We start from the raw sequence: 13,063 nt of genomic DNA on the forward strand, positions 1-13,063 counted from the left end.
TTTAATTGCGCGACGCATTCAACCTGATTAACTCTTGATGTCGGGACATAGAAGCATTATTCCGATTTCCGTAATCGTCGGCCGGGCATGGTGCAGCATACCGGCAAATCACGACCTCCGCGGAAGCCACCCTGAAGGCAGCCAGACGCGATCCCCTTGATTGCGATGAAAGACGTTTGCTTCATTCGAAGCGAATACCGTGAAAAGCGAAACAGAGACAGTTCCGACAATGAGCAGCAATTTTTATCAGGAAACCGTTCTTGACGTTCACCACTGGACCGACAGGCTGTTTTCATTCCGCACCACGCGCGATCAAGGCCTCCGCTTCCAGAGCGGCCAGTTCATCATGATCGGCCTTGAAGTGAACGGCAAACCACTGCTGCGCGCTTATTCGATTGCTTCCAGCGTCTATGATGAACAGCTCGAATTTTTCTCAATCAAGGTGCAGGATGGTCCACTGACCTCGCGCCTGCAGCATCTTAAAGAAGGCGACAAGCTGATCGTCGGCAAAAAGCCGGTCGGCACGTTGCTTTATGACAATCTCATTCCAGGTGACAACCTGTGGCTGCTTTCAACCGGTACGGGCCTTGCGCCGTTCCTGTCGATCATCCGCGATCTCGAAGCCTATGAGCGCTATAAGAAAATCATCCTCGTGCACGGCGTGCGCGAAGTGAACGAACTGGCCTATGCTGATCTGATCACCAAGGAATTGCCGGAAGACGAATTCCTCGGCGAAATGGTGCGTGAAAAGCTGATCTATTACCCAACCGTGACGCGTGAAGAATTCCGCAACAAGGGTCGCCTCACTGATCTCATCACCTCCGGCAAGATTTTTGAAGATCTCGGCCTTCCGAAATTCTCCGAGCAAGACGACCGCATGATGCTTTGTGGCAGCCCGGAAATGCTGGCCGATATGCGCGTCATTCTGGAAGGTCTCGGCCTGGAAGAAGGAAGCCAGAGCGAAGCCGGTCATTTCGTGATCGAAAAAGCTTTCGTTGAAAAGTAAAACGTGCAGCATAAAGATAGAAAGGGAGGCTCATGCCTCCCTTTTTGTTATTTATAATTCGAATTTACAGACTACGTGTCATTTGCCATTGGGAGTGCTTTGAAATGCTTCTGAGATTATTCGCCCTCGTCACCGCGATTTTATGCCTCGTATCCGTGGCGAATGCCGAGAATTTCAATGGCAGCGGTCTCAAGAAACTTGCCGTTGTCGATCCGGTCGATAGCCGTCCCATGGAAGCAGTCGTCTTCTATCCCAGTGCAGCAAAGACGGAAGCTACGAAAATTGGGCCTTATCAGGTGCAGGCGTCACCCACTGCACCGATGGCAGAAGGCCGCTTTCCTCTGATCCTGCTGTCGCATGGCAATATGGGCAGCATGTGGGGACATCACGATCTGGGCGCATCGCTTGCCCGCAATGGCTACATCGTTGTGAGTGTGACCCATCCCGGCGACAACTTTAAAGACCCAAGCCGATTGGGTGCCGTCAGTTCGACCTATGGCCGCCCGATGCAGATTTCAGCAGCCCTTTCCACAGCGCTGGACGATGCAGCCCTTGCGCCGCATATCGACAAGAACCGTATCGGCTTTGTCGGTTTTTCGGCGGGCGGAACCACGGGGCTGATCCTTGCAGGGGCAAAGCCGGACCTGTCACGATTTGAAGCTTACTGCGCAAAACGACCAGATGATCATAGCGTCTGCGAGGCAGAGGGTAAGATCAGAACTGACCGTCCTGACCTCACCCCACAAGCCGACCCGCGCATCAGCGCTTATGTCCTGATGGCACCACTGAGCGTTATCTTCGGGGCCGAGACTCTCAAGTCAGTCACAGCACCGACACTCATCTATGTGGGTGATCAGGATGGAGAATTATCGCCGCAAGAAAATGCCGTCGCGCTTGCGCCTGAACTGCCAAAGGCACAGTTGCAAGTCATTGAAAAGGCCGGGCACTTCACCTTCCTTGCACCATGCTCGGAAGAACTTACAAAGCTCGTTGCCGGGTTCTGCATTGATAATCCCGGCATCGTGAGAACTGCACTTCACCAGCGCATGAATGCTGAAATCGCAACTTTCTTTGAAAAGAACCTGGAGAAGCTGAACTAATTCGTTGCCTGCTTGGCTTTCGCCGTGATGGGCGCTATGCTTGTCACCATGATAAAATGTTCGAGTACCCCCTGCATCGCGCTCCCGTGATTTGAGCACTCAATCACCAGGAGCATGAACGCAAGCAAACCTCTGGTTTCTTGCGGGGTTTTCGTTTGCATATTTGCAGGCGGATAAATGCCGAGCCTTTCGTTTCACGCGCATCCTATTCCGAAAACCGGTTCCCATTTTTCGGGATGCGCTTGAGACTGGCACTCATGCAGTGAGTATTCTCATGAAAAATTACTTTGAAAGCCCATTCAGGGGCATCACTCTCGACAAACAGGTCACAAATCCAAACATCGTCGTCGGGCGCTACAGCTATTATTCCGGCTATTATCATGGCCACAGCTTCGACGACTGCGCCCGCTTTCTCCTGCCCGATGAAGGTGCCGACAAGCTGATCATTGGCAGCTTCTGCTCAATCGGATCAGGTGCAGCCTTCATCTTGGCGGGCAATCAGGGCCACCGACACGACTGGATCAGCACCTTCCCATTCTTCTTCATGTCAGAAGTGGATATATTCACTGGCAGCGCGAATGGTTATGCTCCATCGGGCGATACGGTCATCGGCAATGATGTCTGGATTGGCTCTGAAGCGATCATCATGCCGGGTGTAAAAATCGGCCATGGCTCAATTATTGGCACGCGCGCACTGGTGACGCGTGATGTTGAACCCTACGCGATTGTTGGCGGCAACCCTGCCCGCACCATCCGCCCGCGTTTCGATGAGAACAGCGTCAATATGCTTCTGGAAATGCAATGGTGGGACTGGACTGACCATCAACTGAAAGGCGCGATGCAGACGCTGACAAATGGCGATGTGGAAGCGCTTTATCGCTATTGGCAGAGTAACGTTTGCGACCAGTGATCTAAAACCCGGGAGGCCTGCCTGAGAACTGCGGGCAGGCCTTTCATTTGGATTTTACGGGGCCGCCTTCTCTGCCAGCTGCTCGCATCAGCTTCTTTTAAAAAACATGATTGCTTTATTCATATTTTCATGCAAATTATAAATGACTGACTATCAGTCAGTGAAATTGGCGACCTGAGAGACCGGCTAATGTGTGCGTGCAAGTCTTTCAGGTTGTCAGCCCCAATAACCACGAGACATGAGTGCTTGCGGCCGGGTTCAGCTGCCTCCAGACGTGCAACACAAATTTCTGGATGCCGCTTGAACCGACACTCGAAGGCCGCAGCAAAAGCGAGATTCTATGTTTCACGATACCGAACAGTGGCCCTATATCGTCACGCTTGCCAAAGGCCCATCAACCATTGAAGAGCTGCGCGCATTCTTCGATAGCTGGAACGCATGGCTGGATGAAGGAAAGCCCTTCATTGCGATCCGGCGGTTTCTCGACACGGATGCACTTCAGCATCCAGACGGTGCAGCGCGTGAAATCAAGCAATGGTTTCAACAGAATGCCGAACGCATCCGCCATCAGGTCATGGGCATGATTAGCATTGTGCCTGAATCCGTGTATGAGGAAGCAAGCCGCATGGATGCGGAAAAGTTGTTCCGCGTGCCAGCTGGTACGTTCTCAAATATCGATGCCGCCCTGCACTGGCTTGATGAGCGGGTTGTTCGACCCAACCAACTTGCTTTTGACAAAGCTGCAATCCGCGCAAAACTGGAAGCAGCCTGAAAACCGGAGTAAAGGATTTGCCAGCAGCCAAGACCAAGCCCCGCACCAAACCGGCGGAAATCCGCCGCAGCGAGCTTATGTCGGCTGCTGAAACGATCTTTCTTGAAAAAGGTTTCGCGGCTACCAGCGTCGATGAGATTGTACGCAAGGCTGATGTCGCCAAGGGCACATTCTACCTGCATTTTCGCAGCAAGGACGATATCCTTGTGGCATTACGCGAGCGCTTCATTGCCTTCTATTGCGAGCGGCTTGATAACGCAATGAATAGTGTTCCAGCCAATGACTGGAACACTCGTCTCACAGTCTGGGCCAGCACAGGCATTGCGAGCTATCTCGATAATTATCGACTGCATGATCTGGTTTTTCATGACTTTCACCCGCCTATGCGCCATGTGATGCAGGAAAACCCAGCAATCATACGGCTTGATCAGCTGCTGAGCGAAGGTATGACAGCGGGTGCTTGGTCAATTGAAAACACACGCTTGCTGGCAACGCTGCTGTTTCATGCGCTGCATGGCGCTGTTGATGATTTTATCATCCGCTCAAACATCACAGAGCGCGATGAAATGGTTCGCGGCGTTCAGGATCTATTTTTGAAAGCAGTCAGACCGTAAGCTTAGTTACTTCTTTACGCCAAAAACATGCTCCGCCCCAGGAAATGATCGGGCACGCACTTCGTCCGCATAGGCTTTGGCAGCATCCGACACTTGCGGTGCAAGCTCCGTGAAGCGTTTGACGAAACGCGGCGTAAAGTCCTGAAACAGCCCGAGCATGTCATCTGAAACAAGAATCTGACCGTCACAGGCAGGCGATGCACCGATGCCAATCGTCGGAATTGACAGGGTCTGCGTGATTTCGCGCGCCAATGGCTCAACCGTGCCTTCAATGACCAGCGCGAACGCACCAGCTTCTGCAATGGCCCGCGCATCACGGCGGATGCGGTTGGCCTCTTCATCATCACGACCAAGTGAGCGGAAACCGCCAACCGTATTCACCTGCTGCGGCATCAGCCCGACATGACCGAAGACCGGAATGCCACGCTTGACGAGGAATTCAACCGTCTCAGCCATTTCCTCGCCGCCTTCAAGCTTCACACCGTCACAGCCGGTTTCCTGCATGATGCGGGCCGCGTTGCGGAAGGCTTGTTCCTTCGATTCCTGATAGGTGCCAAATGGCAGGTCGACCGTTACACAGGCATGTTCAACACCGCGCATCACTGCCTGTCCATGCGCGATCATCATATCGAGCGTAACGGCAAGCGTCGAATCCATGCCGTAAAGGACCATGCCAACGGAATCGCCCACCAGAAGAAGATCGCAATGCGGATCGAGCAGCCGGGCAATCGGCGTCGTATAGGCCGTGAGGCTGACAATCGGGCGCTCGCCCTTCATTGCTTGAACTGCTTTCGGCGAAAGGCGCTTCTTTTTAACGGTGACGCTCATATCAGGCTGCCTTTTCCTGTGCGGCAAGTGCAATCACGCGATTATCGAGCAGCTTTGTGTTTCCAAACCGTACAAATAGCGCGACGAGAAGCGGCCTCCCCTGAACAGTCTCAAGGCGCTCTAGCGTCTGCGGATCGCGAAGCGCCAACACTTCCACCGCCGCCAATGGTTCTGACGCAATAAATGCTCGAATAGCTACTTCCAATGCTTCAGGATCATCTACGCCCGAACGGTAAAGTCGCTCGGCTTCATCCAGCGCTTTTGGCACGATGATTGCCGCGGCGCGCTGCTCAGCTGTCAGATAAACATTGCGCGATGAACAAGCGAGCCCATCGTCCTCACGCACCGTCTCAACACCAACGACCCGCACCGGGATAGCCATATCGTCCACCATGCGGCGGATGATGACGAGCTGCTGGAAATCCTTCTCGCCGAAGTAAGCGGCGTCAGACCCAACGATGTTGAAAAGCTTGCTTACAACGGTCGCGACACCCGCAAAATGACCGGGACGCGCCTCGCCTTCCATCTGGTTACCAAGTGCTGGCACATCAACCACTGTCTGCATCGGGCGCGGATACATATCCGATACGGCGGGCGCGAAGAGGAAATCGACATCCGCATTGCGGAGTAGATTTGCATCGCGTTCCAGATCACGCGGATATTTGTCGAGGTCTTCATTGGTACCAAATTGCAGCGGATTGACGAAGATCGAAACGACGGTGACGTCATTGTCCTCGCGCGAGCGGCGAACAAGTTCGAGATGCCCTTTGTGCAGATAGCCCATCGTTGGCACGAGGCCGATAGATTTACCGCTCTTGCGGGCTGCGCCAAGCGAAAACCGCAAGTCTTCAATCGTATGGATGATCTGCATGAGGGTCTCCCTGCCAACAACCAGATTTTGTCGCAGTCCTACAGCGCGCCCTCAAATATGACAACAGCGCATTTGCTAGTGAATATATGAAAGAGCCCGCGCTTAGTTACCAACTGCACCGCTGACCGTACCGCCCACTGTTCTGCCAAACCTGTCGATCTGCTCATTATAGGTGCGGCGAGTGTTTGGATCGAAGACGGCAATCGGCGCACTGACAACCAGCGATGCAGCACTGCCAACACCTTGCGCCGTACCAAGAGCCACAGCACCGAGACGCTCACCCAGTCCGATATCGGAATCGGTGATCGTCTGGCCAGTGACGAGACGCTGGCCTATCAACTGCACGACCTCTGGGCTTGCTGCGAACTTGCCATGATTGAGGCTGTCTCCGGCTTTAAGCTGCGTGAGATCGATGACAGTTATCCCCGCCGTCTCAAGCTGAGAACGATATGGCTCTACCGACGGGTCGATTTGTCCGAGGCGATCAACATTACCCGAGATGAAGCGGGAAGCGCGCAGGGCTCGATCGTCGCGCGACGTGAAAAGCGTGAAGCGCGGATGGTCCTTGCCCATCGCGCGGTACTGTTTGCTGAACACATCCACGTCGAGATCAGGGGACGCGAGAATGACATCGCTAATCTTCGGATTAACACGCTTGTCGCGGATCGCCATCTGGCGCAGAGCTTCAACCGTCAACCAACTGCCCATGGAATGAGCCATGACGGTGATATCTTTTACACGCGGATCTTCGGCGATTTTACGCAAAGTCGTTTCAAGTGCATCGCGCGAATAATTCGTGCTTTCTTTGTCGTAATTATAGTCAAACACGCTGCCGCGCGACGGCCATGTGAAGATGACCGGCGCAACCTCGGCGCCTGAATCATGAACGATCTGCGCGAAACGATAGACCGAATCCTCATAGGTGTTGTTGAACCCGTGGACGAACACCATCACACGTCGAGATTTCGGCAGGCTGTGCTGCAGCCACTGACGCGCACCAGTTTCGGTATTGATCGCCTTGACCTCAACTGTGGCAAAATCCTTGAGCGGATTGGCGGGCAGCTTCTTTGGCCATTGAACTTCGCCGACCTTGCGGTTCTTTTCAGGCGGGATGGAGACCATGATCTCCGTCAGGCTGATATCCTGATCGCGTTCGCCGGAAAATAGCGTTCCTGGATTGCCGGAAGGCGCGCGCGTAGTTGCCACCAGAAGATCGACCTTGGATGCGCCGGGAACACTTGCAGCAATAGGAACGAGAACGCCATCCGGACGGCTTGCACAGCCGGTGATCAGCGTCAGGCAGACAAGCAATGCCGGGGCAGTACGACGAATGATGCTCCGCAAAACCCAACTCTCCTGACAAGATACAAACCGAAGAGCGCTCTCACCATCACGGAGCGCGCGGTTAATATATTCTTTACCTGAGAGGATATGCCAAGTCCTAAATGTGGGGGCTGTGGAAAGATCGTCTCGATGCGGCATCTTGGTTACACACTGTTTCCGCAACAGCCACTTTTCTGCAGATCCCAAGCGCCCGATATTTGAACCAACAGCGCGGGCAAGTCCGCCTTTGCGCAGGAGGACATACAATGACTTCAGAACTTAAGCCGCAACTCACAGGGTTGCATCATCTGACAGCCATTACTGCTGATGCACCGGGCAATCGTCGCTTCTATACCGACACGCTCGGGCTTCGACTTGTCAAGAAAACCGTCAATCAGGATGACACCAGCGCATATCATTTGTTCTATGCCGATGGGCTGGCATCTCCGGGGACTGACATTACCTTTTTCGATTGGCCCGTCCATCGTGAACGGCGCGGCACACACAGTGTTTCGCGGACAGGATTGCGCGTGAATGGGGTTGCAAGCCTCGATTGGTGGCGCAATCACCTCAAAGGAAAGGGTATCGAAACTGGCGACATATTCGAGATTGCCGGTCGCGCAGTTCTCGATTTTGAGGACCCGGAAGGCCAGCGGCTGCGCTTGACCGATGATGGCGGCATAGGCGCATCGCATAGCTGGGAGAAAAGCCCGGTTCCTGCTGAGCGGCAGATACGTGGCCTTGGCCCGATCACGCTAAGCGTTCCGGATCTGGCACCGACAAAAATCGTGCTGGAAAAGGTGATGAACATGCGTGAAGCCGGCGACTATGCATCGCCTGATGGCGAAGGCCATGTCCATGTCTTTGAAATGGGTAACGGTGGTGCGGGTGCTGAGTTGCACATCGCTGTGCAGCCTAATCTGGAACCTGCTGCCCAGGGAGCAGGTGCAGTGCATCATGTTGCTTTCCGTACTCCGGATCAGGAAACCATGCAGGAATGGGTGGATCGTCTGAGAACGTTTCGTATTCCATCAAGCGGTGAGGTCGAGCGCTATTATTTCCGCTCGCTCTACTTCCGCGAACCCAATGGCGTTCTGTTTGAAATCGCAACCGATGGTCCTGGCTTCGCAGTTGACGAACCACTTGAAACCCTCGGCGACAGCTTATCACTGCCGCCATTCCTTGAAGGAAAACGACAGGCGATTGAAAAGGGCTTGAAGCCTCTCGATTAAACAACAAAAGGGCCGCCGGAGATCTTCGGCGGCCCTTTTTCTTATCTCTTACAAACGGTCAGAGCTTTTGCTGCAGCCATTCACCGGTCAGCCGGACATCTTCATCCGACAGCCCGTGACCACCTTCTGCGGAAAGAACGTCTACTGCAGCCTCATCCGCCCGCAAGGCCGCTTCCAGTTTGCCGGATGCATCTCCAAATGGATCACCTATCCCGTTGAGTAACAGGACAGAAGCGTCCGAAAGGTCCGCAATTGGCTGCTCTTCCAAAACATCCGTTGCGCGCAGCAATACAGCCTTACGCACGACATGCGGATGCAGCCGCATGAAAGCCGCAAGTAAATTCGCCCCGTTGGAATTGCCTATGAAGGCAGTTCGTTCAGGGTCGATGCGGTAAGCAGCAACCGCCCCCTCGACAAAAGCTTCAAAAGCCTCCGCCTCAAACCGAATGTCGTTCTGGTCGAACCGTTTCAGGTCGAACCGGCGAAACCAGCGCTGAATGCCCTCTTCGGTGCTACGTCCGCGAACACCAAGTAGCGTTGCACGAGGCGCGGCAAGACGAGCAAGCGGCATGAGATCGTTTTCATTGCCACCCGTCCCATGCAAAAGAATGAGCGTCGTGCCATCCGGGTTTTCCGGCTGATGAATACGATGCACAAACGGCAATTCGCGATAGATCACCCGCTCCTCGCCCGGCAGACCAAATTGAGGCATACGAGCACGGATCGCGTCAGCCTGCTGCTCGTTGCCCGGCGGCACAAAAAGAGCTTGGCCGAGTGTCTCCACCGTTTCGTCAACAGTGAACCCGGGCGCGTCTGTGGCAAACTCAAACAGAGTTCCGCCCGGCTCGCGGACATAGAGAGATGTGAAGTATTTGCGATCATGCACATTCACTTCGCTGGAGTTAAGCTTTGAAAGCTCTTTCTCCAGTGTCGTCACATCGTCAGTTGTTGCGGCACGGAAAGCCACATGATCGGCAATACCCGTTCCCGGAATACCCGGCCAGAAACCACTTGCGTCGCGCACGTCAATTGCATCACCTGAATCGGAAACGAGACGATCTATCGTGCCTTCTTTCGTCTGAGAATGAAAACCGAAGTAACGCTCGATGAAGCTGACAGTTTGCTCAGGCTGCTCGGACAGGATCGTGGCCGAACGGATGCGGCGCACGGCATGTTCTGTCGGAACGTCACCAGACACCCATGCGTCATTGGCTGCAAGATCGCTACCGACCAGCTTGACGATCACGCCATCTGGGTCGCGCAGGCGCAGCACTGGCTCGCCAAACTCTTGCACCGGACCTTCGGACTGCACATGATAGCGCAATGCCCGCTCCAGCCAGAAGCCAACAGAAGAACGATCAATGGCAAGCGCAATTTCGCTGACCTGACCATGACCGACACGGCCTTTCGCACCATCTTCCCAGACGAGGAAAGTGATCAGCGAGCCGGGCGTGCCCGAGCGATCACCATAGAAGAGGTGCAACTGCTCGGCATCTTCAAAGCCGCCAGTCTGCTTGACGATACGCAGGCCCAAAAAGCCTGCATAGAAATCGACATTGGCCTGAACCTTGCGCGTAATGAGCGTGAGGTGATGGATGCCGCTGGTCATGATTGCGATCTCCCGCTTTTGTGGCGGCAAGTCTCTCAGACAGAGGCACTCACCGCAAATGTGAACTTGCCCGAGAGATAGTTTACATCGGCTCAAATGCCCATGGGGCTATGCGGCGACGCACTGTTAACAGATCAGAATGTGTTTTTGGGAGATTAGAAAAAGAAAAAGGCCGCGCGGGAGGAGGATGCGCGGCCTGATCTTGAATACGGCTGGGAGGAGGAGTGCCGTATTCGTCATCGGGTTCTGGGAGGAGGAGTGAACCCGATGAGCAATGTTTACCTTGAGCCTCTTTATTCAACAACGACCAATAACGCATAACAGTTATGCAAATACGCCGATGCTTAAGTTTGTTGCAGAAATGTGAATATAAGAGTTCTGCTCATTAAATAAGCATTTGTAGAAAAATATGCTGCTAAAACAATGATTCAAAGAAGATGGGCAATGAAAGGCGCAGCCAGAACATTGACCAGTCCGACAAGCACCATCACGAGGCCAGCGATCGAACCTTCTTCTCTGCCAATCTGGTGCGCCTTGGCGACGCCTGCACCATGCGCGCCCATGCCGAACAGCGCGCCGCGTGCGAGCGTCGAGCGCAATGGCAGCCAGTTGAGCATGAGTTCGCCCAGAGCTGCACCAAAAACGCCGGTGATGACCACAAAGATTGCCGTCAGGTCAGGCGTGCCGCCAATATCGCCGGACACCGTCATGGCAAAAGGCGTACTCATCGAGCGCGGCATCAGACTGAGGCTGATCGCATCATTGAGGCCAAGAAGGTGCGCCAGCCCCCATGCGGAGAGCATCGCCGACGAACTGCCCATCACCACACCGACCAGCAAAACAGGCCAGTACCGACGAATGGTTGCGCGTTGCTGATAGATCGGAATGGCAAAGGCTACGGTCGCAGGGCCAAGCAAAGCCACAAGCCAATGTGTTGCGCCAAAGTAGCTGCGATAATTTTCATTCATGCCAATGAGAAGCGCCATCAGCAGCAATGGTGTAACGGCAAGCGGTGTCAGCCACCACATTGGAAAGCGGCGGTAGACGCGCTTTGCTGCCAGGTAAAGGAGGATTGTGGCCGCTGACCAAAACAGCATCGCCACATAGGGATTACTTAGCGGCATAGCGCACACTCAGGCGATAGCACATATCAACAGTAAGTGCTGTCACTGTCATCACAGTCAGCGTGCCAACCAAAATAACAGCCATGATCTTCACCCCGAGCATTCCGAGCAGCTCCTGATGCTCAAGAACGGCGAGAACCGCAGGCACAAAGAACAAAAGCATTTCCGCCAGAAACCATTCCGCGCCACGCTTCATGCTGAACAGGCTGATGCGACCACTTAAGAGCAGCGCCAGAACCAGCGCCATACCGACAATACCACCGGGTAGCGGCAGACCAACCAGACGGACAAAACCCTCACCCGCCAGCCAGAAGCCGAACAGGGTCGCAATCTGCATCAGACGGCTGTTGTGCAGCGCATAGCGAAAGCGGATCAGCAGGTTATGGGCGGTCATGGTCATGTTCCAATGCGTGTGTTTGTGAATTCAATATAGGGGCTGCGTCGCCATTCCAGAAATGAATTGATTTCATTGCAGCTATTCCATAATAGAATAGCTTATGAACTTACGTGGCTTTCAGGCTTTCGTGGAAGTGGTGCGACAGGGCGGCTTTTCGGCCGCGGCCCGCACCATCAATGCCACCCAATCCACCGTCAGCAAGACGGTGCGCCAGCTCGAAGAAGAACTCGGGCTGATCTTGCTTGACAGGGAAGCCACCCCGCCCCGCCTGACAAGCGCAGGCGAAATCGTCTACCGCCGCGCATTGGCGATGCTGACCGAAAAAGATGATATGCTGACCGAGCTTGGCGAGTTGCGCGGACTTAAGCGCGGGCTTTTGCGACTTGGCTTGCCACCCATCGGCTCCAGCGTTTTGTTTGCTCCGGTCTTTGCAGCCTTCACCAAGCTCTACCCCGACATCGACATTCAGCTTGTCGAACACGGCAGCAAGCGGCTGGAAGAGCTTTTGCTGGCTGGCGATGTGGAACTTGCCGCCTCGCTTCTGCCCGTCGAAGAGAGCTTCGAATGGCAGGAGGTCCGCTGCGAACCGGTCGTAGCCCTGCTTCCAGCCAATCACAGTTTCACCGATGATGGTGGCATTCCCTTGTCGGACATTGCGAGCCTGCCCTTCATTCTTTTCGAAAGCGGCTTCGCGCTCAATCATATCATTCTGGATGCGTGTCATCAGCGTGGATTGTTTCCGCATGTCGCCGTGCGCTCCAGCCAGATCGACTTTATTGTCGAGTTGGTGGCGGCAGGCATGGGTATTGGCTTTCTGCCGCAAATGATCGCCGAACAGCGCAAGAATCCCGGCGTTCGCATCCATCGGATCAGAGACGCGGAAGTGAATTGGGACTTGGCCTTGATCTGGCGCAAAGGCGCGTTTCTTTCCCATGCCGCAAGAGCATGGCTTGCGCTTTGCAAAGGCGAAAACGACAGCGGCAAAGCTTGAAAGCAACAAGCCAACGCCTATCTCGATAGAAGATACCGATGTGCGTGAGCTTTGCTCAGCAGGCACCATAAGGCTTTAAGAGGAGGCCATCATGGAAGGTCAGGTTATATTCTACAAAGACGATCGCATCATTTACCGGCATCACGTCGAAGTGCATGACGACGATTATTCAAAGGGCGTAAATGATGCCCTTATCGCCTTTCAGCGCAACTATGCCGGTTTTGATCTTGCAGGCGACGACATTCACATCCGCTTTAAAAAGCCGGGCGAAGTTTGAAGCTGCCTT

The 13,063-nt window shown here is 54.2% G+C and carries 14 protein-coding genes; 8 read left to right on the plus strand and 6 right to left on the minus strand.

Features of this window, described 5'->3' with window-relative positions:
• The first annotated feature begins 229 nt into the window (after window positions 1-229).
• From RT142_RS02870 to RT142_RS02890, 5 genes are all read left to right on the plus strand, one after another.
• Complete coding sequence (locus RT142_RS02870) at window positions 230-1,006, plus strand: ferredoxin--NADP reductase (protein WP_064320183.1); 777 nt, start codon at window positions 230-232, stop codon at window positions 1,004-1,006.
• Between the two features lie 104 nt (window positions 1,007-1,110).
• Window positions 1,111-2,106 carry an alpha/beta hydrolase family protein gene (locus RT142_RS02875; protein WP_112808109.1) on the plus strand — a complete coding sequence of 332 codons (996 nt, stop codon included), beginning with the start codon at window positions 1,111-1,113 and terminating at the stop codon, window positions 2,104-2,106.
• Window positions 2,107-2,380: 274 nt separating this feature from the next.
• Window positions 2,381-3,016, plus strand: a complete 636-nt coding sequence (catB, locus tag RT142_RS02880) for a type B chloramphenicol O-acetyltransferase (protein ID WP_112808111.1) — start codon at window positions 2,381-2,383, stop codon at window positions 3,014-3,016.
• 340 nt (window positions 3,017-3,356) lie between these two features.
• The gene (locus RT142_RS02885; protein ID WP_112808113.1) at window positions 3,357-3,788 is read left to right on the plus strand and encodes a hypothetical protein; all 432 of its coding nucleotides are present in this window, start codon (window positions 3,357-3,359) and stop codon (window positions 3,786-3,788) included.
• 17 nt (window positions 3,789-3,805) lie between these two features.
• Window positions 3,806-4,402, plus strand: a complete 597-nt coding sequence (locus tag RT142_RS02890) for a TetR/AcrR family transcriptional regulator (RefSeq protein ID WP_113495982.1) — start codon at window positions 3,806-3,808, stop codon at window positions 4,400-4,402.
• A 6-nt stretch (window positions 4,403-4,408) separates the two neighbouring features.
• On the opposite strand, the gene panB is transcribed toward RT142_RS02890, so the two are convergent.
• From panB to RT142_RS02905, 3 genes are all read right to left on the minus strand, one after another.
• Window positions 4,409-5,230, minus strand: coding sequence for a 3-methyl-2-oxobutanoate hydroxymethyltransferase (gene panB, locus RT142_RS02895; protein WP_313027222.1), 822 nt, complete (start codon window positions 5,228-5,230; stop codon window positions 4,409-4,411).
• A 1-nt stretch (window position 5,231) separates the two neighbouring features.
• Entirely contained in the window at window positions 5,232-6,101 is an 870-nt protein-coding gene (panC, locus tag RT142_RS02900; protein WP_113158909.1) for a pantoate--beta-alanine ligase, read from the minus strand.
• A gap of 102 nt (window positions 6,102-6,203) precedes the next feature.
• The gene (locus RT142_RS02905; protein ID WP_007873537.1) at window positions 6,204-7,445 is read right to left on the minus strand and encodes an alpha/beta hydrolase; all 1,242 of its coding nucleotides are present in this window, start codon (window positions 7,443-7,445) and stop codon (window positions 6,204-6,206) included.
• A gap of 245 nt (window positions 7,446-7,690) precedes the next feature.
• Between RT142_RS02905 and RT142_RS02910 the strand changes: the two genes are divergently transcribed.
• Complete coding sequence (locus RT142_RS02910; RefSeq protein ID WP_112808121.1) at window positions 7,691-8,656, plus strand: ring-cleaving dioxygenase; 966 nt, start codon at window positions 7,691-7,693, stop codon at window positions 8,654-8,656.
• Window positions 8,657-8,714: 58 nt separating this feature from the next.
• Here the strand turns inward: RT142_RS02910 and RT142_RS02915 are convergent, their stop codons facing one another.
• From RT142_RS02915 to RT142_RS02925, 3 genes are all read right to left on the minus strand, one after another.
• A complete protein-coding gene (locus RT142_RS02915) occupies window positions 8,715-10,265 on the minus strand; it encodes a VOC family protein (protein ID WP_007873535.1) in 1,551 nt (516 codons plus the stop codon).
• A gap of 428 nt (window positions 10,266-10,693) precedes the next feature.
• Window positions 10,694-11,389: an LrgB family protein gene (locus RT142_RS02920; protein ID WP_007873533.1), complete on the minus strand. Its 696-nt coding sequence runs from the start codon at window positions 11,387-11,389 to the stop codon at window positions 10,694-10,696.
• Window positions 11,376-11,783 carry a CidA/LrgA family protein gene (locus RT142_RS02925; protein ID WP_313027230.1) on the minus strand — a complete coding sequence of 136 codons (408 nt, stop codon included), beginning with the start codon at window positions 11,781-11,783 and terminating at the stop codon, window positions 11,376-11,378. Before RT142_RS02925 ends, RT142_RS02920 begins: the two co-directional genes overlap by 14 nt.
• Before the next feature lie 103 nt (window positions 11,784-11,886).
• Here RT142_RS02925 and RT142_RS02930 point away from each other — a divergent pair, with 103 nt between their 5' ends.
• Together RT142_RS02930 and RT142_RS02935 are read left to right on the plus strand one after the other, a co-directional pair.
• Entirely contained in the window at window positions 11,887-12,777 is an 891-nt protein-coding gene (locus tag RT142_RS02930) for a LysR substrate-binding domain-containing protein (RefSeq protein WP_064320174.1), read from the plus strand.
• Window positions 12,778-12,868: 91 nt separating this feature from the next.
• Entirely contained in the window at window positions 12,869-13,054 is a 186-nt protein-coding gene (locus RT142_RS02935) for a hypothetical protein (protein WP_007873529.1), read from the plus strand.
• The last annotated feature ends 9 nt before the right edge of the window (window positions 13,055-13,063 follow it).

It is taken from the genome of Brucella sp. (assembly GCF_032066345.1).
GTDB lineage: Bacteria > Pseudomonadota > Alphaproteobacteria > Rhizobiales > Rhizobiaceae > Brucella > Brucella pseudogrignonensis.